19 protein-coding genes and 1 pseudogene are annotated in these 24,812 nt (G+C 71.2%); all 20 read left to right on the top strand.

Features of this window, described 5'->3' with window-relative positions; all coding sequences use genetic code 11:
- The first annotated feature begins 111 nt into the window (after window positions 1-111).
- Window positions 112-1,794, top strand: a complete 1,683-nt coding sequence (locus ABS52_13600) for a hypothetical protein (protein ODT02456.1) — start codon at window positions 112-114, stop codon at window positions 1,792-1,794.
- The gene (locus ABS52_13595; GenBank protein ODT02495.1) at window positions 1,788-3,170 is read left to right on the top strand and encodes a hypothetical protein; all 1,383 of its coding nucleotides are present in this window, start codon (window positions 1,788-1,790) and stop codon (window positions 3,168-3,170) included. The genes ABS52_13600 and ABS52_13595 overlap by 7 nt, the downstream gene beginning before the upstream one ends.
- Window positions 3,167-4,807, top strand: a complete 1,641-nt coding sequence (locus tag ABS52_13590; GenBank protein ID ODT02455.1) for a hypothetical protein — start codon at window positions 3,167-3,169, stop codon at window positions 4,805-4,807. The genes ABS52_13595 and ABS52_13590 overlap by 4 nt, the downstream gene beginning before the upstream one ends.
- Window positions 4,804-6,339, top strand: coding sequence for a hypothetical protein (locus tag ABS52_13585; GenBank protein ODT02454.1), 1,536 nt, complete (start codon window positions 4,804-4,806; stop codon window positions 6,337-6,339). The genes ABS52_13590 and ABS52_13585 overlap by 4 nt, the downstream gene beginning before the upstream one ends.
- Before the next feature lie 92 nt (window positions 6,340-6,431).
- Window positions 6,432-7,151 carry a glycosyl transferase gene (locus ABS52_13580; protein ODT02494.1) on the top strand — a complete coding sequence of 240 codons (720 nt, stop codon included), beginning with the start codon at window positions 6,432-6,434 and terminating at the stop codon, window positions 7,149-7,151.
- Between the two features lie 340 nt (window positions 7,152-7,491).
- Window positions 7,492-7,908 carry a hypothetical protein gene (locus tag ABS52_13575; protein ODT02453.1) on the top strand — a complete coding sequence of 139 codons (417 nt, stop codon included), beginning with the start codon at window positions 7,492-7,494 and terminating at the stop codon, window positions 7,906-7,908.
- Between the two features lie 176 nt (window positions 7,909-8,084).
- Window positions 8,085-8,471 carry a hypothetical protein gene (locus ABS52_13570; protein ODT02452.1) on the top strand — a complete coding sequence of 129 codons (387 nt, stop codon included), beginning with the start codon at window positions 8,085-8,087 and terminating at the stop codon, window positions 8,469-8,471.
- Window positions 8,462-9,373, top strand: a complete 912-nt coding sequence (locus ABS52_13565; protein ID ODT02451.1) for a hypothetical protein — start codon at window positions 8,462-8,464, stop codon at window positions 9,371-9,373. Before ABS52_13570 ends, ABS52_13565 begins: the two co-directional genes overlap by 10 nt.
- Window positions 9,370-10,620, top strand: a complete 1,251-nt coding sequence (locus tag ABS52_13560) for a hypothetical protein (protein ID ODT02450.1) — start codon at window positions 9,370-9,372, stop codon at window positions 10,618-10,620. The genes ABS52_13565 and ABS52_13560 overlap by 4 nt, the downstream gene beginning before the upstream one ends.
- Before the next feature lie 229 nt (window positions 10,621-10,849).
- A complete protein-coding gene (locus tag ABS52_13555) occupies window positions 10,850-11,893 on the top strand; it encodes a hypothetical protein (GenBank protein ODT02449.1) in 1,044 nt (347 codons plus the stop codon).
- 24 nt (window positions 11,894-11,917) lie between these two features.
- Window positions 11,918-12,658 (top strand): hypothetical protein, encoded by a 741-nt coding sequence (locus ABS52_13550; protein ODT02448.1) that lies wholly within the window; start codon window positions 11,918-11,920, stop codon window positions 12,656-12,658.
- Window positions 12,659-12,660: 2 nt separating this feature from the next.
- Window positions 12,661-13,272, top strand: a complete 612-nt coding sequence (locus ABS52_13545) for a hypothetical protein (protein ID ODT02447.1) — start codon at window positions 12,661-12,663, stop codon at window positions 13,270-13,272.
- Window positions 13,269-13,889: a hypothetical protein gene (locus ABS52_13540; protein ID ODT02446.1), complete on the top strand. Its 621-nt coding sequence runs from the start codon at window positions 13,269-13,271 to the stop codon at window positions 13,887-13,889. Before ABS52_13545 ends, ABS52_13540 begins: the two co-directional genes overlap by 4 nt.
- The gene (locus ABS52_13535; protein ID ODT02445.1) at window positions 13,886-15,919 is read left to right on the top strand and encodes a hypothetical protein; all 2,034 of its coding nucleotides are present in this window, start codon (window positions 13,886-13,888) and stop codon (window positions 15,917-15,919) included. The genes ABS52_13540 and ABS52_13535 overlap by 4 nt, the downstream gene beginning before the upstream one ends.
- A 19-nt stretch (window positions 15,920-15,938) precedes the next feature.
- Entirely contained in the window at window positions 15,939-18,386 is a 2,448-nt protein-coding gene (locus ABS52_13530; GenBank protein ID ODT02444.1) for a hypothetical protein, read from the top strand.
- A gap of 89 nt (window positions 18,387-18,475) precedes the next feature.
- The gene (locus ABS52_13525; GenBank protein ID ODT02443.1) at window positions 18,476-19,705 is read left to right on the top strand and encodes a chorismate synthase; all 1,230 of its coding nucleotides are present in this window, start codon (window positions 18,476-18,478) and stop codon (window positions 19,703-19,705) included.
- A gap of 226 nt (window positions 19,706-19,931) precedes the next feature.
- Window positions 19,932-20,213, top strand: coding sequence for a hypothetical protein (locus ABS52_13520; GenBank protein ID ODT02442.1), 282 nt, complete (start codon window positions 19,932-19,934; stop codon window positions 20,211-20,213).
- 3 nt (window positions 20,214-20,216) lie between these two features.
- Entirely contained in the window at window positions 20,217-20,645 is a 429-nt protein-coding gene (locus ABS52_13515; GenBank protein ODT02441.1) for a hypothetical protein, read from the top strand.
- A gap of 147 nt (window positions 20,646-20,792) precedes the next feature.
- Window positions 20,793-23,279: pseudogene (locus tag ABS52_13510) on the top strand (DNA topoisomerase I).
- A gap of 132 nt (window positions 23,280-23,411) precedes the next feature.
- Window positions 23,412-24,758, top strand: a complete 1,347-nt coding sequence (locus ABS52_13505; GenBank protein ID ODT02440.1) for a methylenetetrahydrofolate--tRNA-(uracil(54)-C(5))-methyltransferase (FADH(2)-oxidizing) TrmFO — start codon at window positions 23,412-23,414, stop codon at window positions 24,756-24,758.
- Window positions 24,759-24,812 lie beyond the last annotated feature (54 nt).

Below are 24,812 nucleotides of genomic sequence, written 5' to 3'. Positions count from 1 at the left end.
CAAGCCGGGAAACGCGTTCCGTGGCGAGTCGTCAAGGGAGTGGCACTTTGCCAGTGTGCAGGCGGTCCAACCCCCGTTGCAGGATGCAATGCCCCCAGAACCCGTCCCGGCGTGAACGCACTCGCTCCCGACGCATCCCGTTCCTTCATTGAGCCGCGGCGCCTGCTGCGGTCCATCTATGTGGGACGTCTGGTGCTGTCGACGGCGATCTACCTCGCGGCGGTCTTCGCCTGGCGCGATGCGGAGCGCAGCTCGACGCTGGTCGCCTCGCTCCTGATGACGGGGGCGATGGTCTTCACGGCCGGGGCAGCGCTGTACAGCGAGAACCGGGGGAGGCGCTTGGGGGCGGTCTTCCTGTCGCTGCAGTCGCTGTTCGACCTGGTCCTGGTGACGGCCATCGTCCACGTGACGGGGGGAGGGGCGTCGCAGTTCGCGGCGCTGTTCATCCTGGTGATCGCGACCTCGGCGGTGCTGCTGACGCCGAGCGGGGCGTTCGTCGCGGCGGCGCTGGCGTGCCTCCTCTACTTCGGCGACATCATCCTCCTGTCGGACGCCCCGCTGGACCTGGGGGTGTGGCTGCAGCTGGTCGTCTTCGCGGTGGTGGCGCTGTCGTCGTGGTACATCGCGGCCAGGCTGCGCGAGGCGCGGGCGGGGACGGAGGAGCTGGCGGCGGAGCTGGTGAAGGTTCGCCTCGAGGCGAGCGACATCCTGCGCAACATCCGCAGCGGGATCATCACCATCGATGCGCAGGGCACGCTGCTGTACGCCAATCCCAGCGCCAGCGCGCTGCTCGGGATCGCGCTCGACGAGCAGGTGGGGCGCCCGATCGTCGGGCGCATCGCGCCGGTGTCGCCGTCGCTGGCGCGGGCGATGGAGCGGGCGGCGGCCACCGGGGTGCGGACGGCGCGGGCCGAGGGGGAGGTGCAGCTGGCGGGGCGCACCTTTCCCATCGGGCTCAACACGACGGTCACCGTGCCGAGCGGTGGCGAGGGGAACGGGGGGGGAGGGGGGACGGCGACGGTCATCTTCCAGGACATTTCCGACCAGAAGCGGCTCGACACGCTGCACATGCGCGCCGAGCGGCTGGAGGCGGTGGCCGAGCTGAGCGCGTCGTTGGCGCACGAGATCAAGAACCCGCTGGCGTCGATCCGATCGGCGGTGGAGCAGCTGGGGCGCTCGCCGCGGGCCACCGACGACGAGCGGTCGCTCTCGTCGCTGATCGTGCGCGAGTCGGACCGCCTGTCGCGGCTGCTGAGCGAGTTCCTGGATTTCGCGCGGGTGCGGGTGACGCGCATCGGGCCGGTGGACCTGGCCGCGGTGGCGCGCGACGCGGCGTCGCTGGTGGCGGCGCACCCGGACCGCCCGGAGGGGGTGCAGGTGCAATGCGAGGTGGGGAGCGGGAGCGTGGTGGTGGAGGGGGACGAGGACCTGCTGCATCGGGCCGTCTTCAACCTGGCGCTGAACGCGGTGCAGGCGTCGACGCGCGCGGGGACGGTGCGCGTGGAGCTGGCGCCGCTCACCTCCGACGATGCGCCGGCGGGGGTCTCGTTCGACGAGGGGGGGGTGGCGCTGCGCGTCTCCGACGAGGGGGAGGGGATCCCCGCGGAGGTCCGCGACCGCCTGTTCGATCCGTTCTTCACGACCAAGCCCGGCGGGAGCGGGCTGGGGTTGAGCGTGGTGCACCGGGCCATCGAGTCGCACCGCGGGTTCGTCTTCGTCGACAGCGACTCGCGCGGGACGCGCGTGACTGTCCTCCTTCCCACGTCCCAGGCCGAAGCGGGAGTGACATCGTGACCGAACGCGCCTCCAGTGGTCCCAGCGTCCTCGTCATCGACGACGAGCCGGGGATCCTCGAATCGCTGCGCATCCTCCTCAAGAACGAGGGGTTCACCCCGCACGTCGCGTTAGGCGGGCGGCAGGGGCTGGAGCAGATCGCGACGCTGGCCCCCGACGTCGTGCTGAGCGACATCCGCATGCCGGCGGTGGGAGGGCTGGAGATCCTCGGCGCCGCGCGCCAGAAGGACCCCGACCTTCCGGTGATCCTGATGACGGCGCAGGCCACCCTGCAGTCGGCGATGCAGGCGGTGAACGAGGGGGCGTTCTACTACATCCAGAAGCCGTTCCGCAACGACGAGCTGCTGGCGATCCTGCGGCGGGCCACCGAGCACCGCACGCTGCGCGTCGAGAACAAGGTGCTGAAGCAGGAGATCAAGCGCCGGGACAAGACGGGGGGAGCGCGCCCGGTGGGGAAGAGCCGGGCGTGGACGGAGGTGTTGCGCCTGGCGGAGACCGTCGCGCCGACCGACTCGACGGTCCTCATCCAGGGCGAGTCGGGGACGGGGAAGGAGGTCATCGCGCGCTACATCCACGACCTGTCGCAGCGCGCCGACGGCGCCTTCCTGTCGATCAACTGCGGCGCCCTCCCCGAGAGCCTGCTGGAGAGCGAGCTGTTCGGCCACGTGAAGGGGTCGTTCACCGGCGCGGTGCGCGACAAGACGGGGCTCTTCGCCTCGGCCGAGAAGGGGACCTTCTTCCTCGACGAGATCGGCGAGACGACGCCGGCCACGCAGGTCAAGCTCCTGCGCGTGCTGCAGCAGCGGCAGATCATCCCGGTGGGGGCCACCGAGCCGGTGGCGATCAACACGCGCCTGCTGGCGGCGACGAACCGTGACCTGGAGGACGAGATCCGGCGCGGGACCTTCCGTCGCGACCTGTACTATCGCCTGAACGTCATCGCGATCCACCTCCCGCCGCTGCGCGAGCGCCGCGACGACATCCCGCTCCTGGTGGAGACCTTCCTGCAGCGCGCGGCGCGGCAGCGCGAGCAGGGGGCCAAGCAGCTGAGCGAGGCGGCGCTGGAGCTGGTGATGCGCTACAACTGGCCGGGGAACGTGCGCGAGCTGGAGAACGCCCTCGAGCGGGCGTGGATCCTCTCCGACGGGGCCACCATCGAGGCCTCGGCGCTCCCCGAGAAGCTGACCACGCACACGCCGGAGCGCCTGGTGGACGAGCGGGCGACGCCGAACCCGCCGCTCGACGTGATCGAGCGGGCGTACATCCTGTGGGTCCTGCAGTCGGAGGGGGGGAACAAGACGCGGGCCGCCGAGTCGTTAGGCATCGACCCCTCCACGCTGCACCGCAAGCTGCAGCGCTTCGGGGCCGAGAATTGAGCGGGGGCGAGGTGATCCGGGAGGCGGGGCCGCGCACCGCCGACGGGAGCGAGGCGCGGTCGCTCCCGCTGGCGCGCTTGGCGCCGTGGCTGCTGGCGCTGGCCGCCTTCGGCGCCGCGGTCTCGGCCATCGGGGCGTGGCCCGTCGGCGTCTTCCAGGACGACGGGATCTACGTCGTCCTGGCCAAGTCGCTGGCGACCGGCGAGGGGTACCGCTACCTCAACCTCCCGGGGGCGCCGGCGGCGACGCACTATCCGCCGCTGTACCCGGCGTTCCTGGCGCTCCTGTGGAAGCTGGACCCGGCGTTTCCGCAGAACGTGACACTCTTCAAGTTCGCCAACGCGATGTTCCTGGGCGGGGCGGCGGCGCTGTTCCACGCCTTCGCCCGCCAGCGGTTGCAGCTGGGGCCCCTGGCGGCGGCGCTGTCGGTGGGGGCGTTCACCGCCTGTGCGCCGGTGGTCCTCCTGACGGTGATGGTGCTCTCGGAGCCGATGTTCCTCTGCGGGCTCGGGGCGACACTCATCGCCTGCGACCGGGCGGCGGCGAGCGGCCGCCCGCGCGACGCCGCCCTGGCCGGGGGGGCCGCCGCCCTCCTCTCGATGGTGCGGACGTTAGGCATCCTCGTCGTCCCGGCCACCGTGCTGGTGATGGCCTGGCGCCGCCAGTGGCGCGCGGCGTTCGCCCTGGGGGGGGTGGCGGTGGCGCTGTCGATCCCCTGGCAACTGTGGGTCGGGGCGCACGCGCTCGAGGTCCCCCACGTCTTCCTGGGGAAGTACGGGTCGTACGCGGGGTGGCTGGCCGACGCCGTGCGCACCGATGGCCTCGTCTTCCTGCGCGACGTGGCGTGGGCCAACCTCAAGAGCCTGGTGGCGCAGGGGTGGGCGTCCACCGCCACCGACACGCTCAACGTGTACGTGCGCAATGCGACCTCCATCGCGCTCGCCTTCTTCTTCGGCCTGGGGCTGGGGGCGATGTGGCGCCGCGCGCCGGCCGTGGCGCTCTTCCTCCTGTTGTACCTGGCGGTCGTGGTGATCTGGCCCTTCGCCCCGGCGCGCTTCACGTGGGGGGTGTGGCCGCTGATCGGCCTGGTGTTCGCCCTGGCGGCGGTGACGGTGTGGCGCTTCACGCCCCGCCTCGCGGACGGCCCGGCGCAGCACCTCGCGCGCCGCGCCGCCCTGGCCGCGCTGGGCGCGCTCGCCGTGGGGTATGGCGGCTACAACTACCTGGGGGTGGCGCGCGACTGGTGGGGGGTGGTGGAGGGATCGGTGGCCAATCGCGCCCGTCCGCTCGCCGAGTGGGTCGTGGCCAACACCGACAGCTCGGCCGTGATCGCCACCGACGACGACGTCCTGATCCACCTCTATACCGGGCGCCGCGCGATCCCCAACGGCGCCTTCACCCCGCAGGAACACATCGTCCCGCAGGCACCGGCGTTCGCGGTGCAGTCGCTGCGCACGATCCTCTCCACCTACCGCGTGGACTATGTGCTGGCGTCGACGCAGTACGGGACGTACGCGGTGAAGGGGCTGGTGGAGGCCGACCCGCCCGAGCTGCGCATCGTGCGCGCGCTGGCCACGGGGGGGGTCTTCGCCCCGGTGGGGCGGGGCGGGGCGAGCGGTGTGGAGGGCGGGCAATGAGCAACCGCGAGCGCCTCCTCGTCTTCGCCGTCGCCGCCCTCGTCCTCCTCGTCGCCATCCTGACCGTCACCCCGTGGCCCGTCGGCGCCTTCCAGGACGACGCCATCTATACGGTGCTCGCCAAGGCGCTCGCCTCGGGCGACGGATTCCGGCTCACCAATCTCCCGGGCTCCCCGTACAACACGCACTATCCGCCGGGCTACCCGCTCGTCCTCGCGGCGCTCTGGAAGCTCTGGCCGTCGTTCCCGGACAACATCGTCCTCTTCAAGTTCGCCAACGCCTTCTTCCTGGCGGCGGCGGCGGTCGGGACGTACGGCTTCTGCCGCACGCGATGGGGGGTGCGTCCGTGGCAGGCCGCCCTCGTCGCACTGGCGGGGACCATCTCCGTGGTGGTCCTCCTCATCACCGGGGTCGTCCTCTCGGAGCCGCTCTTCCTGGCGCTTCTCTTCCCCACGTTGATTGCCTGCGAACGCGCGGCCGACACCGGCGAGGTGCGCCCGGCGATCGTCGCCGGCCTCCTGATCGGGGTCCTCGCCATGGTGCGGACGCTGGGGGCCTTCGCCGTCCCCGCGGCCGCCCTCGTCCTGGTGGCGCGCGGGCACTGGCGGGCGACGTTCGCGTTAGGCATCGCGGCGGCGCTCTTCCTCGTGCCGTGGCAACTCTGGGTCTCGGCGCACCAGGGGGAGATCGCGCATCCGCTGGTGGGGAAGTACGGCTCCTACGGCGCGTGGCTGGCCGAGGGGTATCGCGAGGGCGGCTGGGCGTTCGCCCGCGCCGTCGTCGTGCGCAACGCGCAGGACGTCGACCGCACCATCGGCTACATGATCCTCCCGGTCACCCACGCGCTCCTGCGCGGCGTCACCTTCGCCGCGCTGCTCGTCTTTCTCGTGGCGGGAACGAAACGGTTCGCGCGCAATGCCCCGGTCACGCTGGGCTTCCTCGCCGCCTACATCCTGGTGGTGATGCTCTGGCCCTTCGAACCCACCCGCTTCCTCCTCGCCGTCTGGCCGCTGTGGTTCCCGCTGGCCGCCTTTGGCGCGCTGGCGTGCTGGCGGCTGGCGCTCCCGCGCGCCCTGCGATGGCCGTGGCGCGTGGCCGTCGCCGCCTGCGCCCTCGCGATGACCGGCGGCTACCTTTGGTACAACGGCATCGGATACGCCAACTCGTGGTGGACGGCGGTGCAGCGCGACGCCGGCCAGCGCGCGCGCCCCATCGTGGAGTGGGTCGCGCGCCACACCTCGCCCGACGACGTGCTGGCCACCGAGGACGACCTCATCGTGTACCTGTACACCGGGCGCAAGGCGCTCCCCACGTCCACCTTCACCGCCGCCGAGCGCCTGCGCCCCCTCACCGACGTGGAAGATGCCATCGTCGTGCGCCAGATCTTCGATGCGTACGACCCCGACTACTTCATCACCGGCGGGGCGACGGGGCTCCGCACCGCGCGCGCCCTGGCCGAACGCACCCCGCCCGAACTCCGTCCCGTCGGGCGCACCCCTCACGTCACGATCTTCAAGAGACTGGCCCGATGACGCTCCCTCGGCATCCGACTCCCTCGTTCACCGGTACCGTCGATGGCGGCACGCCGTACATGCGCGGCCGCACGCCCATCGCGCGCGAAGAGGTGAGGCTGTCGGTCCTCATTCCCGTCTACAACGAGCGCCATACCATCCGCATCATCCTGGACCAGGTGCACGCCGTCCCCGTCCGGAAGGAGGTGATCTGCGTCAACGACTGCTCCACCGACGGGACGCGCGAGCTCCTCGACGCGCTGCACGCCGACGGGTTGATCGACACCCTCATCCACGAGCCGGTGAACCGGGGGAAGGGGGCGGCCATCCGCCGGGCGCTGGCGGCGAGCACCGGGAACATCGTGATCGTGCAGGACGCCGACCTGGAATACGACCCCGCCGACTGGCCGCTCCTCCTCGATCCCATCATCGACGGCAAGGCCGACGCGGTCTTCGGCTCGCGCTTCCTCGGCGGCTCGCACCGCGTCCTCTACTTCTGGCACTCGGTGGGGAACTTCGTCCTGACCACCGTCAGCAACATGTTCACGAACCTCAACCTCACCGACATGGAGACGTGCTACAAGGCGGTGCGGGGCGAGGTGGCGCGGAGCCTCGTGCTCACCACGAACCGGTTCGGCTTCGAGCCCGAGATCACGGCGCGCCTGGCCCAGGCCCGGGCGCGCATCTACGAAGTGCCGATCACCTACGCGGGGCGCACGTACGCGGAGGGGAAGAAGATCAGCTGGCGCGACGGCGTGGCGGCGTTCTGGCACATTGTGCGCTTCAACCTCGTCCGGCCGGTGACGCAACGCACGCCCGAGGGCGGGCGGTAGGCCGTTGCCCGCCAGCGTGTTACGTCCTGCCGCGGCGCCGCGTCTTGGGGGTGTCTTGCCGGACGGCCTGTTCCTGGAGCCGCCACGGTCGGGCAGGAAGGTGGAAGCAGGGCGCCACACCGATGCTGGGCGTGTGGCAGACTGCAAGACAGCGTGCAAATCACTTCTCCGCTCGCGGTCTGCTCGCAGTCCAGGAAATCATCCAACTCATTGTCGCGTACTAACTTTCGACAGAGTGACAGCGGCTGGTCCACCGATTGCCTTACCTGGTGTCCGAGAGCAGTTCGATCCAACCGACGCACCCACCACTCCCCAGTTCGACAACCCGGAGACAGACACAATGCTGAACAAGACGCGCAAGGGCTTCACCCTGATCGAGCTCCTCATCGTGGTCGTGATCATCGGTATCCTCGCGGCGATCGCGATCCCGAAGTTCGCGAACACCAAGGAGAAGGCGTACCTCGCGTCGATGAAGTCGGACCTCCGCAACATGGCCACCACCGAGGAGTCCTACTTCGCCGACAACCAGGCCTACATCCCCGGGACCGCGTCGAACTTGGCCGGTGTCGTTTCCCCCGCCGGCGGTATCTATGGCTTCGTTCCGTCGTCAGGCGTGACGATCACGGCGACTGCCAGCGGCGGCACCGGGTGGAGCGCGACTGCGGGCCACAACGCCACGTCCAAGACCTGCGCCATCTTCATCGGCGTCACGGCGGTTCCGCCGGCCACGGTCGAAGGCGAGCCGAAGTGCAACTAAACGGCTGATCGCTCGCAGCCACATCCTCCCGGCTGCGACACGCGGGGGCGGCGCCATCCGGCGCCGCCCCCGCGTGCGTTTCCCCCTCCCCCGAGCGCCGTCTCCCCGCACCCGTTCGGTACGACGCGGAACCGATCGATGACGCCTTCGCGCGCGGCGTGCCTAACGTCGCTGGCATGTCGAGATCGTCTCGCTCCGCCGGCGGCCGCCACCCGCGTCGCCCCCCCAGCCCGGGCTTCACCCTCGTCGAGGTGGTCGTGGCGGTCGCCCTCCTCGCCGTCGCCGCACTCGGCGTCGCCTCCACGGCCACCTTCGTCGCGCGGCTCGCCGCCTCCGCCCGCGCCCTCGCCGCCGCCACGCGCGCCACCGCCAGCGTCGTCGACTCGCTGCGCAGCGCCCCCTGTTCCTCCCTCGCGGCCGGATCGGCCGCCACCGCCGCCGGCACGGTGCGGTGGACCACCACCGTGGCCGGCGCCACGCGGCAGCTGCATGCCGTCCTCACCCCCAATTCGGGACGCGTGCACGCCCCCCTCGTCGAGGAGGCCATCATTCCATGCAGCTGAAGCGGCAGGGCCTCGCGCTCGTCGAGCTCCTCGCGGCCATCGTCCTCACCTCGCTCCTGGCGGGGGCGCTCTTCCGCCTGGTCGATCGCTCCCAGCGCTTCGCGCGCGGGGCCGCAGAGCTCGCCGACCAGCGCGCCCAGCTCGCCGTCGCCGCCTTCGCCGTCGAGACCGAGCTGCAAGCGGTGGCCCCCGCCGACGGTGACCTCCTGTCGGCGACCGATTCCGCCGTGGCCTACCTGGGGCGCGTGGGGAGCGCCGTCGCCTGCAACGTGGGCGCCGGGACGCTCGACCTGGCGCCGGCCACCATCGCCTCGGGCGCCGCCATCACCTGGTGGAACAGCTCCCCCCAACCCTCCGACTCGCTCCTCGTCCTCGACGAGGGGGGTCGGCGCGACGCGGGCGACGATCGCTGGTGGCACGCGGCCGTGAGCGCCGTGCACGCGCTCCCCGACGCCTGCCTGCACACCCCCTTCCTCGACTCCATCGCCGACGCCGGGAAGAGCGGGTGGCGCCTCACCCTGTCGCTCCCCCTCCCCCCAACCGTTGCGGCGGGAGCGCCGGTCCTCGTCGTGCGCCCGCAACGCTTCGCCCTCTATCGCTCGCTGGGTGAATGGATGCTCGGGTGGAGCGAGTGGAACGCGGCCAGCGGCGCGTGGCAGGGGATCCAGCCGGTCGCCGGGCCGCTCCTCCCCCACGCATCACCGCCGGGGGCAAGTGGCTTCTCGCTCGCCTGGCGCGACTCGGGGGGCGCCGTCATCGCCCCCGTCCCCGGCGCCCCCGTGCGCGGCGTCGCGCTCACCCTGCGCGGGGCCACGCGCCGCGTCGTGCGCATGGATGGCGTGACCGCCGGGCACCACCGCGACTCGCTGGCGCGGCACATCGCCCTGAGGAACGCGCCATGATCTGCCCGGCGCATGTTGCAGCTGGGAGCGCGGCGGCGCGCCGCCCGGGCATGGTCTTCCCGGGTCGCCGTCGCACCGCGGGCACGCGTCACCGTGGCCTCGCGCCTGCGCCCCCGGGAGGCGTCGCGCTCCTCTCGGCGCTCGTCGCCATCATCCTCCTCGCCGTCCTCGCGGCGGGGGCCATGCACCTCGGGCGGGGCGACTTCCAGCGTTCGCGCGACGAGCGCGTCGCGCGCCAGGCCGGGAACGCGGCCGACGCCGGCGCCTACGACCTCCTGCGCCGCTGGCCCCTCGTCCCGCACGAGGCCCTCCCCGTGGGGGCGGTGCTGGGCCCCGACACCATGCAGCTGGCGGGCGGGACCGCCGTCGCGCGGGCCGTCCGCGCCTCGCGCACCACCTGGTGGGTCACCAGCGCCGGCCGCGCCGGCGACTCCCTGGCCCGCACCCTGGCGCGGCGCTCCGTGGCGGTGGCCCTGCGCCTCGCCATCCCCGACATCCCGGCCAACGCCGCCCTCGTGGTGCGCGACAGCGTCGCCGTCGCCGGGAGCGCGCGGGTGATGGGGAGCGACACCCTGCCCTCGGCGCTGGCGGCGCACTGCCCGAGTGCGGCCCCGGCTCCGGCCGCCGCCATCGCCATGCCCGACACCACCCGGCTGTGCGACGGGACGTGCGGGGGGGGGAGCGTGAGCGGGCGCATCACGGGAGCCCCCCCGCTCCTCACCGACTCGTCGGCCGCGCTCCCCGCACGCTTTCGCGCGTTTGGCCCCGAGCACTGGGCCACGCTCACGCGGCACGCCGCCATCGTCCTCCCCCCCGGGAGCGTGGTGACGCCGGCCCCCGCCGTGTCGGGCGGGCGCTGCGACCGGCTGCGCGCCGACAACTGGGGCGATCCCTCGGGGAGTGGGGCGTGCGCGACCTACGCGCCGCTCATCTGGGCCACCGGCGACCTGCGGCTGCAAGGCGGGGCGGGGCAGGGCGTGCTCCTCGTCGACGGCGACCTGGTGCTGGAGGCCGGGGCGCGCTTCTCGGGGGTCGTCATCGCCCTCGACGACGTCGTGAGCACGGGCGCCGGGGGGACGCTCCTTGGCGCCGTCCTGGCGGCCGACGCGCGGGTTGCAGCTGGCGACTACTCGCGCCTCGACGGCAGCACCCTCGTCCAGCGCTCGTCGTGCGCGGCCGCCCTCGCCCTCGAGTGGTCGGCGCGCCTCGTCCCGGTCACCCAGCGCGCGTGGCACCCGCTGCGCTGACCGCGGGACGGCCGAACTCCCGCTCCTCCGGGACCGCCTGTCACCGCCCGCTGGTGATCTGACGCACTACGGAGGAAAAACGCAACAGCAAGCGCATTCTGCTGTTACCCCGCGCCATGGGCGGTCGTGTCATTGGCAGAATCGACCGATCCCTCGGTCAAAGTGTCCCGCAGGTCGGCGCGCGCGCCGCGCGTGCCCAGTCGTTCCTCCTCCGCACCCTCACATCGTTATGGCGCTCTTCGGTCGCAAGAAGACGACGATCGGCCTCGACATCGGCTCGGGGCTCATCAAGGTCGCGGTCATCGACCACGGCCGCGGCGAGCCGGAGCTTGCCAAGGTCGTCATCATGCCGCTCCTCGCCGACGCCATCGTCGAAGGCGAGATCATGGATCCGGGCATCGTCACCGATGCGATCCGCAGCGCCGTCGAAGAGGCCGGCCTCAAGACGAGGGACGTCGTCACCGCCGTGGGCGGGCGCGACGTCATCATCAAGAAGATCCAGATCGAGCGCGTCAAGGAGCAGCAGGCGCGCGAACTCATGCGATGGGAGGCCGAGCAGCACGTCCCCTTCGACATGGAGTCGGTGGAGCTCGACTTCCAGATCCTGGATCCCGACGCCGAAGGGATGGAGATGAGCGTCCTCCTCGTGGCCGCCAAGCGCGACCTCATCGAGAGCAAGCTGCGCCTCCTGGCCGACGCCGGGCTGGACACCGCCATCGTCGACGTCGACGCCTTCGCCCTGCACAACGCCTTCGAGGTCAACCACCCGGACGCGATGCGCGGGCTGGTGGGGCTGATCAACATCGGCCACGAGGTGACCAACATCAACATCCTCGACGACGGCGTCCCGATCCTGACGCGCGACATCACCGTCGGGACCCGCCGCTTCCGCGAGGACCTGCAGCGCGAGCGCGGCCTTGGCGCCGACGAGGCGGAGTCGCTCCTGCAGGGCTACGACCGCTCGGCGCACCTCGACGCGGTCATCGCCAGCCGCGGCGAGGAGATCGCCATGGGGGTCGAGCGCGCCGCCGCCTTCCTGGCGTCGTCGTCGCGCTCGGGCGGGCAGCTGCGCGCCGTCTACCTCTGCGGCGGCGGCGCTCGCGTCCCGGGGCTCGCCGACGCGTTAGGCAACCGGCTCCGCATCCGCGTGGAGCAGGCCAACCCGCTCGCCAACCTGCGCGTGCGCGAAGGCGCGCTGGACCACCTGGTCACCGACGAAGTCGCCCCGCTCCTCATGCTCCCCATCGGCCTTGCCCTCCGCAAGGCGGCCTGAGCGCTCCCGAGCAGATCCCCCACGATGATCGAAATCAATCTCCTCCCAGGCGCCGACAAGAAGTCCAAGGGGCGCGGCGCGGGCCTCTCGCTCAAGTCGGTCGCCTCCCAGGCGTCCGCGCGCGTGCGCGACCCGTACATGCTTTCCGCCATCGCGAGCGTCCTGGTCGCGGCGGCGGTGATCGGCGGCATGCACCTCACCCAGGGCTCGGCCCTCGGCGAGCTCGCGGCGCGCGAAGAGGTCGCGGTCAGCGACTCGGCGCGCTTCGCGGTCGTCCTCGCCGAGCGGCGCAAGTTCGAGGCGAAGCGCGACTCCGTGGCCCGCCAACTCGCGATCATCAAGTCGATCGACAACGACCGCTTCGTCTGGCCGCACATCCTCGACGAGGTGTCGCGCGCCCTTCCGCCCTACACCTGGCTCAAGTCCATCGCCCAGACCGCCGCCCCGGTCCCGCCGCCGTCGCCCGCCGCCAAGGCGGGGAACGACAAGGCGGCCAAGGATTCCACGGCCGGGAGCAGGGACCCGCAGCCCAGTGAGGAGCCGCTGCGCTTCCGCGTGGTCGGCCACACCGTCGACATCCAGGCGCTCACCCGCTTCATGAAGCTCCTGGAGACCTCGCCCTTCGTCCAGAACGTGCAGCTCGCGCGCTCGGACGTGGTCATGGTCGATGGCAAGGAGGTCACCGAGTTCCAGCTCGACGCCGAATACGAGCGCCCCGCCAAGGAGGTGCTGACTTTGGCTCCCGTTTCCCTGTCGGTGAGGTAGTCATGGCCTTTCCCCCGAAGTCACAGCGCGAACAGGCCATGCTCCTGGTGAGCATCGTGGCCTTCGCCCTTGCGGGTCTCTACTGGAACTACGTCTACACGCCGAAGGGAGAGGAGATCGCCGTCCTCGCCCAGCGGGTGGACACGCTGGAGTCGCGCAACCAGCGCGCGCGGACCGAGCTCGCCAAGGGGAACGTCGAGGAGCTCAAGGCCGACGCCGAGCGCAGCGCGCGCGACCTCGAGGTCATGCGCCAGCTGGTCCCCACCGGCAACGAGGTCCCGGCGCTGCTGGAGCAGGTGTCGACGGCGGCCCGCCGCGCGGGGCTCGACATCGCCACGGTCGAGCCCGAGCCGGTGGTGGAGGGTGACCAGTTCGACACCTATCGCTACAAGCTCGCGGTGAACGGCGGCTACCACGCGGTGGCGCAGTTCCTCACGAACGTCGGGTCGCTGACCCGCATCATCGCCCCCGTCAACCTGACCCTGGTGACGGCGACCAACCCGAACGTCCTGTCGAAGCGCCGCCCGGACGACACCGCGGCCCTCGACACGAAGTTCGAGATCCAGACCTACGTGGCCCGGACGTCGGCCGCTGACAAGGGAGGGAAGTCATGACCCGCGCGCTCCTCGCGATGGGCTTGTTGCTGGCAGCCGCCCCCGCGGCGGCGCAGTCGGCGCCCAACATCATGAAGCCGAAGCAGGCGGCGGCCCGCGCGGTCGCCGCCACCAACCGGGCCGTCGAGGCCAACAGCACGCTCCCGGCCGACGCGCCCGCCCAGCAGGCGCGCGCGCCGCGCCCCCAGGCGTCCACGCGCGCCCAGGCGGCCACGCGCGCCACGGCCACCGACAGCGCCTCGGGCTCGGCGGCGGTCTCCAACGCCTCGTCGGCCAGGGCGCGCGGCGTCTCGCTCGAGCGCGAGACGTTCGACTACGCGCGCAGCGGGCGGCGCGACCCGTTCGTGTCGCTGATGACCACCGGCGAGCTGCGCCCGCTCATCTCCGACTTGCGCCTGTCGGGCGTGACCTACGGGACCAACGGCCGGGGCTCGGTGGCGGTGCTGCGTGACCTCAACACGAAGGACCAGTACCGGGTGAAGGTCGGCCAGTCGTTGGGCCGGATGCGCGTGGCGGCCATCACGCCGCGCGCGGTGGTGTTCACGATCGAAGAGTTCGGCTACAGCCGGCAGGAAACGCTGCCGCTCCTGGATTCCAACAAAGAGAGGAAGCAATGAGGCGAGTCTGGACGCTGGCCGCACTGCCGGCCGTCGCGCTGATCGTCGGCGCGTCGACCGCGCGCGCCGCGCACATCGGGTCTCCGGTCGCGCTCGCGCCGACCAACGCCGCGAGCGCGGTGACGGCGCTCGCGCTCGTCCCCGGACAGGGGCAGGCCGAAGTCGTCATCGCGGTCTCGGGACAGGTGGCGGTCCAGGACTTCACCGTCCCCTCGCCGCACCGCATCGTCATCGACCTCGCCGGCGCCCGTCTCGGCGCGCTGGGCGACGCCTATGACCGCGTCCGTCGCGGTGGCATCACCAACATCCGCACCTCGCAGTACCGCGCCGACGTCGTGCGCATCGTGCTCGATGTCGACGGGCCGCGCGCCTACAAGGTGACGCGCGGCGAGGGCGAGATCCGCGTCGCCATCAAGGGAGACGCCTCGTTCGCCGCCTGGCACTCGTCGGGCGCCATGCTCGCCGAGGCGGTTGCCCCTCGCGAGGTGACCACCGAAGTCTCCAACGGGGCGGTCGCCGCCCCCGCGCCGCTCCCCGAGAAGCCGGCCGAGGATTCGGCGGCGACGGTCGACGCCGTCATCGCGCGCGCCACCGCCCCCGTCCGGCGCCTGGCCGCGGCCGACGAGCCGGCCGACGTGCGCGCCACCCCCGACGCCGTCGCCGCCCAGCAGCGCCAGCAGTCGCAGCAGCCGCGCATCACCGTGACCTGGTCCGAGGCCGACATCCGTGACGTGATCGCGGGCTTCGCCACCTTCTCCGGCCGCACCATCGTGGTCGGCAAGGACGTCGCCGGGCTCATCACCGCCGAGATCAAGGACCAGCCGTGGGACGTCGCCCTCAAGGCGATCCTCGACGCGCAGGGGCTGGCCGCCAGCCAGGAGGATTCGGGGATCATCACGGTCGACAGCTACAAGAACATCCTCGAGAAGCAGGCCAGCGAGCCGGTCACCACGCAGATGGTGAACATCAACTACGTGGCCGCCAGCTCGCTGGTGCCGACGGTGCAGGGGCTCCTCCACAAGGAGTGCCCGATCGGCGCCTCGGCGCCGCCGCCGTCGCAGGGCGGCGGGGCGCCGGCCGTGGCCCCGGGGTGCATCGTCCGCGGCTCGATCGCCGCCGACAGCGGGACCAACTCGCTCATCGTCACCGAAGTCACGTCGCGCCTCCCCGACCTCCTGCAGTACGTGAAGGGGCTCGACGTCCGCACGCCGCAGGTCGCCCTCAAGGCGAAGATCATCTCCGTCTCGCGCACCGAGATCGAGCAGCTGGGGCTCTCCTACGACCTGGGCTCGAACGGCACCTTCTTCAACACGCTCCTCCCCCGTATCCCCGAGGGGCAGAGCAGCCCGGGGACGTTCGACTCGCGCGTGGAGCTGGGCGGTGACGCCCTGGCCGGCGTCTCCAACGCCCAGCGCAAGTACAAGCAGGGCTCGGCGCTCAACCTCATCTTCTCCACCGCGTTAGGCAAGTACTCGCTCACGTCGTTCCTCGACGCGCTCCGCGAGACGCAGCTCTCCGACATCCAGGCCGAGCCGAGCATCGTCACGCTCGACAACCGCCAGGCGCGCATCCTCGTCGGCCAGGAAACCCCGGTCCGCGTCATCGACGCCGGAAGCGTGTCGCAGATCGGTGCCCCGGTCCGCGCCAACGTGCAGTTCCGCGAGACCGGTATCATCCTGACCGTCACCCCGCACATCACCAACAATCGCCAGATCCGCATGACGATGGAGGCCGAGCAGTCGGAGCTCCGCATCGTCGGCGGCGACCTGGGCTTCATCATCGACAAGCGCAACGCCAAGACGCAGCTCCTCGTGAACAACGGCGAGACGGCGGTCATCGGCGGCCTTACCCAGACGCAGGTCACCAAGAACCGCTCCGGGATCCCGATACTCTCCGAGCTCCCGCTGATCGGCCGCCTCTTCTCGCAGACCGACACCCGCGAGGAGAAGAAGGACCTGCTCATCCTCATCACGCCGCACATCATCGACGAGGGCGACGCAGTCCGCCCGCCCGATGGGAGCAGCAAGTAACTCACCCGGAGCCTAACCGATGAAGACCATGATTCGTCGCGTCGCCCCGGCGCTGCTCGCGGCCGCCCTGGCCGCGGGCTGCGGGAGCACGGAGATCGCGTCGACGTCCAGTGACAAGATCCTCCCCGAGCTCACCGTGGCCATCGCGAGCAAGGTGGGGAGCGAGGGCACCGACTCGGTGTCGCTGCGCGTCCCACTCCAGGTCGCGGTCAGTGCGAAGGACAACGCCGCCCTCCAATGGGTCGTGACCCGCGTCTTCGCGGACACGGTCCTCGTGGGGCGCGACTCGACCGCCTTCCCGAGCGCCTCCAGCTCGTACAGCCGGACGCTCACCATCGCCCTCGCCGGGGTTCGCCCCGGCCAGACCATCACCGTCCGCTCGTCGGTGGCCGACGGCGCCGGCAACTCCGCCTCCAGCGAGGCGCACGCCGTCGCCTTCGACCCCAACGTCCCGCGGCTCGCCATCGTGCAGCCGCAGCCGAATGTGATCGTCGGCGGGACCTACACGTTCGATGTCGGGATCGCCGACTCCACCGGCATCACCAAGGTGGGCTATCGCGCCACCACCCCCGGCTTCTCCAAGGCCGACTCGACGCTCTTCCCGGTTCCCTATCCCAAGGGCGACACGGTGAGCTACTCGTTCCAGGTGCCGAACGGCATCGCCGCCGGCGCCTCGATCACCATCACCCCGTTCGCCGAGAACCGTGACGGCCTGCGCGGCGGTGGAACGCCGATCGTCGTGCGTGTTGCGGCTGCCGGCCCGGACCTCCTCCCTCCGCTCGTCTACCAGACGGTGGCGGCGCGGCTCGAGGCGCCGGATTCCATCGACATCTCGGCGCGCGACAGCGACGGGCTGGTGCGCATCATCGGCTTCATCGCCAAGGATGCCAGCGGCACGGTGGTCTATCGCTCGGCCGACACGCTGGCCACACCGGCCCAGCAGGTCACGCGCCGCAAGGCGTGGCGTGCCCCGGTCGCCCTCCGTGGCCAGGCGCTCTTCGTCACTGCCTACGCCACCGACGTCGCCGGACGCACCGGCTACGCCGTCAGCACCGGGGCCAGCGTCCCCGTCAATAGCGACACCCTGGCCAAGCGTGACGCCACCGTGTACGCCTACGGCCTTACCTACGCCCTCCCCGAAGGGAGCCTCGGCGCCGACATCACCGTCGACACCGCGCGCACCCGTGTCTTCGTCTCCAACCTCACCAAGAACGAGGTCGAGGCGTTCAGCTACTCCACCACGCTGCAGCAGCTCCCGGCCATCGCCGTCGGCGCCCAGCCGTGGGGAATGATCATCGACAACTCCAACTCGCTCCTGCTGGTCGCCAACTCGGCGGGAACGAACGTCTCCATGGTCTCGCTCGTCGAGCAGCGGGAGACGGGACGCGTCAAGACGGCGAATGAGTACGTCTACGACGTCTCCTACTCCAAGGACGAAACGAGCGGCGGCTTCAAGTTCAAGGTGCCGCCCCCGATCGACTACTCCGACCGCCCGCAGTACATCGCCCAATCGGCGTCGGGAGCGCTGTACTACTCCACGCGCCCGACCAACACTGCCACCCCCGGGACGCTGCGCCGCATCGACAACTTCCTCGATACGCGTGCCGAACCGCGCCAGATCTGGCAGTACGGTGCCTTCCTCAAGAACCACTACGTCATCTTCAACGCCGACTTCGTCGACGTGATCGAGGGGGAGAACGGTGTCCCCGACAAGATCGTGATCTGCGAGCACACCCCTGGCCAGTCACCGAATACCGCCGTGTGCGTCAACGCCGGTACCGTCGAAGCCGCGGTGGCCGCCCTCACATCGAGTCCGATCAACGGCAACGTGGAGGCGGTGAAGGACCTGGCCGTCGCCTCGCTCGCCCTCCCCGACACGAACTTCGTGGCGGTGGGTGGTGACCGCCGGCGCGTCGCCTTCGGCGAGGGACACACCCCCGATCGTGCCGGTCGCGTCCTTATGGTCTACGACCCGAGCGGGACTCCCGCCAACGGCGCGCAGTACTCCGCGCCGATAGAAGTCGCCGACCTCACCAACAACGCGTCGGACAAGGTGTTCGGCATCGACATCAACGCGAACAGCGCGAACATCGGCGTGCACGGCGTGGAAACCTTCTTCGCCGACTCGTCGCTGCGCCTCCAGGGGAAGTTCGCCACCTTCCAGTCGGGGGCAGGGATCGCCTTCCACCCGAACAACATCGACGAGAACACGGCCGACAGCACCGCCCGCGTGGCCTTCGTGGCCTCCGGCGACAAGTCGATCCAGATCGTCGATACGTACAGCTACCGCCTGCGCGGACGCATCCCGATCCGCGAGAACCTCTATGGCCCTCTCCGCGCGGCGGTTCCGACTCCCGCGGAGCGCGCCTCCGATCCGTCGCTCGCCGTGAAGCTCTTCGGCTTGACCAAAGATGGGATCGTCGTCATAGATGTTCGTACAGGAGATATCGACAACGTGCCACGATGACGATGGGATAGGCGCCCTCCGGGTCGCCCCCCGTCCGAACGCGAGCTCGGCCTCCTCAGGCCGGGCTCGTGTCGTTTCCAGGGAGTTCCATGCTGCGTTTCACCACCGCGGGCGAGTCACACGGACCGGCGCTCGTCTCCATCCTCGAAGGACTGCCGGCCGGGCTCCCCCTCGCCGCTGAGCAGGTGAACGCCGAACTCGCCCGGCGCCAGCAGGGCTACGGGCGCGGGCGGCGCATGCAGATCGAGCGGGACGAGATCGAGTTCCTCTCCGGCGTCCGCGCCGGCGAGACGCTGGGCTCCCCGGTCGCCATGCTGGTGCGCAACCGCGACTGGAAGAGCTGGGGCGAGATCATGGACCCCGCCCCGCGCGCCACCGACGCGGCGGGGCCGCGCAAGCGTGTCGTCACCCGCCCCCGCCCCGGGCACGCCGACCTGGCGGGGCTCCTCAAGTACGACCGGCACGACGCCCGCGACATCCTCGAGCGCGCGTCGGCGCGCGAGACGACGGCGCGCGTCGCCGCCGGCGCCCTCTGCCGGCGCCTGCTCGACGAGTTCGGCGTGCGCATCGGGAGCCACGTCATCCACCTGGGGGGAGTCGACGCCGCCGTCCCCGACCTCCTGCCGGCCGACCTCGATGCCGTCGCCGACGCCTCGCCGCTCCGCACCCTCGACCCCGACGCCGAGCGGCGGATGATCGCCCTGGTCGACGAGGCCAAGCGCGCCGGCAACACGTTAGGCGGCATCGCCGAGGTCGTGGTCACCGGGCTCCCCGTGGGGCTGGGGGCGCACGTTTCGTGGGACCGCAAGCTCGACGGGCGCCTGGCCGCCGCCCTCATGTCCATCCCGGCGGTGAAGGGGGTGGAGGTGGGGATGGGCTTCGAGGCGGCGCGGCGCACCGGGGCCGAGGTGCACGACGAGATGGACGCCGCCGCCGGGCGCACGCGCGCCGGCAACGTCCGGCGCCGCAGCAATCGCGCCGGGGGGCTGGAAGGGGGGATCACCACCGGTGAGCCCCTGGTGCTGCGCGTGGCGATGAAGCCGATCGCCACCCTCATGCGCCCGTTGGGCACGGTCGACATCCCCACCGGCGAGGCGGCGGCGGCGGTGGCCGAGCGTTCGGACGTCACCGCCGTCCCGGCGATGGGGGTCATCGCCGAGGCGATGACCGCCTTCGTCCTGGCGCAGGCGTGGCTGGAGAAGTTCGGCGGCGACTCGCTGGGCGAGGTGCGGCGCAACGTGGACGGCTACCTGGCGCGGGTGGCCCAGCGGGTGGGGAGCGGACGGCTGGCCTCCCCCCCGGTGGACGCGGGCCAGTAGCAGGTGCCTCCCGCAGCGCGCGCGCACCTGCTCTTCGTGGGGCTCCCGGGGGCCGGCAAGTCGACCGTCGGGCGCCTGGTGGCCGCGCGGCTCGGCGTCCCGTTCGTCGACCTCGACGAGGAGATCGCGCGCGCCGCGGGGAAGTCGGTCCCCGATATCTTCGCCCTTGACGGGGAGGCGACATTCCGCCCAATCGTCCCGTGTCGTCGCGCCGGGGGGTGGGTGGATGACGCAGCCCGGGGTGGTGGCACTCGTCCGCCCGCCCGGGCGTATCATTCACCTTCGGGTCTCTCCCTCCCTCGCTCTCGCCAGGATGGGGGGGGGAGTGGCCCAACGCCCCCTTCTGTCTCACCCCGATCCGCTCGCCGCGCTGGAGGCCCTCTGGGAGGCGAGGGGCGACGCTTACGCCACCGCCGACGCGGTGCTCGATACCGAAACGCTTACGCTGCAAGAACTTGTGTCACAGTCCGCCGCGCTTGCCACGCTCTGGCGCCTCGGGGTAGGTTAGCGCATGGACCACCGCTTGGCGCACGCACTCTCCCAGCTTCGCGAACGATTCCCCTCGGACGCCGAGGTAGGGGAGGTCGTGGAGTATCTGTCGTCGGAAGGGTACAACCGGCGAGAAATCGGTGAGATCGTCTCCGCCTGGGTCTCCGAGATTCCCCCGGTGACCGACGCCCGGACGGGGGCAGGGGAGGGGTCGGTCCCGATTCGCGTCATGGGGCCGCACGAACGGGGGCGCTTCACCCCCGAGGCGTGGGGGTACCTTCTTTCGCTCTCCGCATCAGGGGCGCTCTCCGCGGGAGAGCTGGAGACGGTCATCGACCGCGCCCTCTCCCAGGTCGATGGGCGCATTGCCCTCGACGACATTCGTACGCTCATGGACGTGGGGGGCTCCGATGACAGTGGAACCGCCCCCGACCAGGTGACCATACACTGATACATGCCAGCCAAGAAGAAGCCGGCCGCTGACAAGGAAGCCTCGACGACGCGCCGGATCGCCGGTCGCGGCGCCTCGGCGCGTCCGGCCGCCAAGAAGAAGAGCGCGCGCCGCGGCGCCACGGGGGCGGCCTCCAAAGGGACCGCCGCCAAGGGGGCGGCCGCCAAGGGGACCGCCGCCAGGGGGTCGGCCGCCAAGCGCGTCCGGCGCGTTACGGCTGTGGAGACGGAGGGCGAGGAGCCATCCTCGGGCGGTACCTCCTCGCTCGTGATCGTCGAGTCGCCCGCCAAGGCCCGGACCATCGGGAAGTACCTCGGCCGCGGCTATCGCGTGAAGGCCACCGTCGGCCACGTGCGCGACCTTCCGGAAAAGAAGCTCGGCATCGACCTCGACAACCAGTTCGAGCCCGAGTACGTGACCATCGCCCGGCAGGAGAAGACGCTGGCCGAGCTCAAGGCGGCGGCCAGGGAGGCGCAAACCGTCTACGTCGCCACCGACCCCGATCGCGAGGGCGAGGCGATCGGGTGGCACGTGGCCGAGGCGCTCCGCGAGGGGAACGGGCGAAAGGGGATGCGCCCCTCCATCCGCCGCGTCCTCTTCCACGAGATCACCAAGGATGCGGTGCGCGCGGCGATGGAGCGCCCGCGCGACATCGACATGAAGCTGGTCGACGCGCAGCAGGCACGGCGCCTCCTCGACCGGCTCGTCGGCTACAAGGCGTCTCCGCTCCTGTGGAAGACGGTCAAGAAGGGGCTCTCGGCGGGGCGCGTGCAGACGGTCGCCCTCCGCCTCATCGTCGAGCGCGAGCGCGAGATCCGCGCCTTCAAGCCGCAGGAGTACTGGTCGGTCGCCGCCCAGCTGGAGAAGGGGGGGCATCGCTTCACCGCCAAGCTCCACGCCATCGACGAGAAGAAGGTCGAGATTCCCGACGCCGCCATGGCGACCGGGATCGTCGACGACGTCACGCGCGCCGCGGCGCGACTCGCCGACTCGCTGGGCAAGTCGCAGCGGGGGGCGTTAGGCGTCTTCCCCGTCACCGAGGTCAAGCGGCGCGAGCGGCGCAAGAACCCCGCCGCCCCGTTCACCACCTCCACGTTGCAGCAGGAGGCGGCCAAGAAGCTCGGCTTCGGCTCCAAGCGCACCATGCGCCTGGCGCAGGACCTCTACGAGGGGATCGAGCTCGGGAAGGACGAGGGGGCGGTGGGGCTCATCACCTACATGCGCACCGACAGCACCCGCGTGGCCGAGAGCGCGGCGCTGCAGGCGCGCGAGGTCGTCGAGCGCCAGTTCGGCAAGGCCTACCTCTCCGCGGCGCCGCAGCTGTACGGCACCAGCGGCGCGCGTGGCCAGGCGGCGCAGGCGGCCAACACGCAGGATGCGCACGAGAGCGTGCGTCCCACCGACCCCACGCGCCACCCGGACCAGGTCCGCAAGTACCTCAAGGACGACCAGTTCAAGCTGTACCAGCTCATCTGGCAGCGCTTCATGGCGTCGCAGATGGCACCGGCCGTCTTCGATACCACCACCATCGACTTCAAGCTCGGGGGCGAAGCGCCGGCCAAGGGTGAGGCGCGCGCCTTCCTGTTCCGCGCCACGGGGAGCGTGGTCAAGTTCCCCGGCTTCCTGGCGCTGTACCGCGAGGCGCGCGAGGAGGGAGACGGGAAGGCGCTCGAGGACGAGCAGGCGCTCCCGGCGGCCGAGGTCGGCGAGCGCATCCCGCTCAACGAGCTCACCCCCAACCAGCACTTCACCGAGCCGCCGCCCCGCTACTCCGAGGCGTCGCTGGTCAAGGAGCTGGAGCGCCTCGGCATCGGGCGCCCGTCCACCTACGCGTCGATCATCTCGGTCCTGGCCGAGCGGCGCTACGTCCTGCTCGAGCAGCGCCGCTTCACCCCCACCTCGTTAGGCGAGAGCGTGGAGAAGGTGATGGTGAAGCAGTTCCCCGACGTCTTCGACGTCGGCTTCACCTCCGACATGGAGGTGGAGCTGGACAAGATCGAGGACGGCTCGCTCGGCTGGCGCAAGGTGCTCACGGACTTCTGGCGCCCGTTCGAGAAGTCGCTCGACAACGTCGACGTCGCGGCGCTCATCGGCGAGGCGCACGACCTGTCGGCGCTGGCCGGCGAGAAGTGTCCCAAGTGCGGCGGGAAGCTCGTTCCCAAGGGGGGGTTCTTCGGACCGTTCGTCGCCTGCGTGAACCACCCCAAGACGTGCGACTACACCCGCCCGGTGTCGGGAGAGCGGCAGCCCGCCCAGCTGACGGAGTACCTCTGTCACGAGTGCGGCGCCCCGATGGTCGTCCGCCACGGGCGCACCGGCGACTTCCTGGGCTGCTCGCGCTTTCCCAAGTGCCGCGGGACGCGCTCCATGCCGACCGGGGTGCGCTGCCCCAAGGACGGCGGCGAGATCGCCCAGCGGCGCAGCAAGGCGCGCGGCAAGACGTTCTTCGGGTGCGAGAACTACCCCAACTGCGACTTCGTGGTGTGGGACAGGCCCGTCCCCGAGACGTGCCCGGAATGCGGCTACGTGGGGGCCGAGGCCAAGTCCAACAAGACGCGCGGCGAGTACCGGCGCTGCCTCAAGTGCCAGAATGAGTGGGATGTGGTGAAGGTCGAGGAGGAAGCCGGGGGGTAGGACGAGAGACGGGAGACGGGAGACGGGAGACGGGAGACGGGAGTGGCCCGCGCCTCGGCGCGGGCCCTTTTCGTCTCCGGCGCGGTTCTCGTCTTCTCGTCTTCTCGTCTTCTCGTCTTCTATCTTGTTTCCATGTCCCAACGAGTCGAACAGGTCGTCCACGTCGTCGGGGGCGGGCTGGCGGGGAGCGAGGCCACCTGGCAGCTCGCCCAGCGCGGCCACGACGTCGTGCTGCACGAGATGCGTCCCGTGCGCGGAACCGAGGCGCACAAGACCGACCGCCTGGCCGAGCTGGTCTGTTCCAACACCTTCAAGAGCACCGAGCTTTCCAACGCCCACGGCCTCCTCAAGGCCGAGATGCGGATGCTGGGGTCGCTCATCCTCACGGCGGCCGACGAGGCGCGGGTGGCGGCCGGCTCGGCGCTGGCGGTGGATCGCGACGTCTTCTCGTCGGGGGTGCACGAGCGCCTGGTGGCGCACCCGCGGGTGACGGTGGTGCGCGAGGAAGTCGCCGCGCTCCCGAGCCCGGGAATCGTCGCCACCGGTCCGCTCACCTCCGAGGCGCTGGCCGAGGCCATCGGCGCGCGCCTGGGGGTGGAGCGGCTCGCCTTCTACGACGCCATCGCGCCGATCGTCGAGCGCGACTCGATCGACCTGTCGGTCGCCTTCCGCGCCTCGCGCTACGACAAGGAAACGATGGCGGGGGCGGGGGAGGAGGGGGCCTACCTCAACTGCCCGTTCACCCGCGACGAGTACGAGGCCTTCATCGACGCGTTGGGCTCCGCCGACCAGTTCCATGGGCACGAGTTCGACGCGGTGCCGTACTTCGAGGGGTGCATGCCCGCCGAGGAGATGGTGAAGCGGGGGCGCGACACGCTGCGCTTCGGGCCGATGAAGCCGGTGGGGCTCGCCGACCCGCGCACCGGGCGCCGCCCGTGGGCGGTGTTGCAGCTGCGGCAGGAGGATCGCGCCGGGCAGATGTGGAACATGGTGGGGTTCCAGACGCGGCTGCGCATCCCGGAGCAGCAGCGGGTCTTTCGCATGGTCCCGGGGCTGGGCGAGGCGGAGTTCCTGCGCTTCGGCTCCATCCACCGCAACTCGTACCTGAACACGCCGGCCGCGCTCACGCCGCACCTGTCGCTGCGCGACGACCCGCAGGTCCTGTTCGCCGGGCAGCTGACGGGGGTGGAAGGGTACACCGAGAGCTCGGCCACGGGGCTGCTGGCCGGGATCAACCTGTCGCGCATGCTGCGCGGCGAGGCGCCGGTGGTCCCGCCCGCGGAGTCGATGCTGGGGGCGCTGTACCGCTACCTGCGCGAGGCCGACCCGCGCTACTTCCAGCCGATGAACGCCAACTTCGGCCTGGTGGACGAGCTGGCCGACGCGCCGCGCGACAAGCGGTTGCGGAAGGAGCGGCTGGCGGAGCGCGCGTTAGGCGCGCTGGCGGCGTGGCAGCGCGCGCACGGGGTGGGGCGGTGAAGGGGGAGGGAAGGCGAGGGGGGCGCGGGAGCGCCGGGGAGGCGGCGCGGGGGG

It is taken from the genome of Gemmatimonadetes bacterium SCN 70-22 (assembly GCA_001724275.1).
Lineage (GTDB): Bacteria > Gemmatimonadota > Gemmatimonadetes > Gemmatimonadales > Gemmatimonadaceae > SCN-70-22.
Note: the sequence above shows the minus strand (reverse complement) of the source record. Positions and strands in the feature narration are given on the sequence as shown.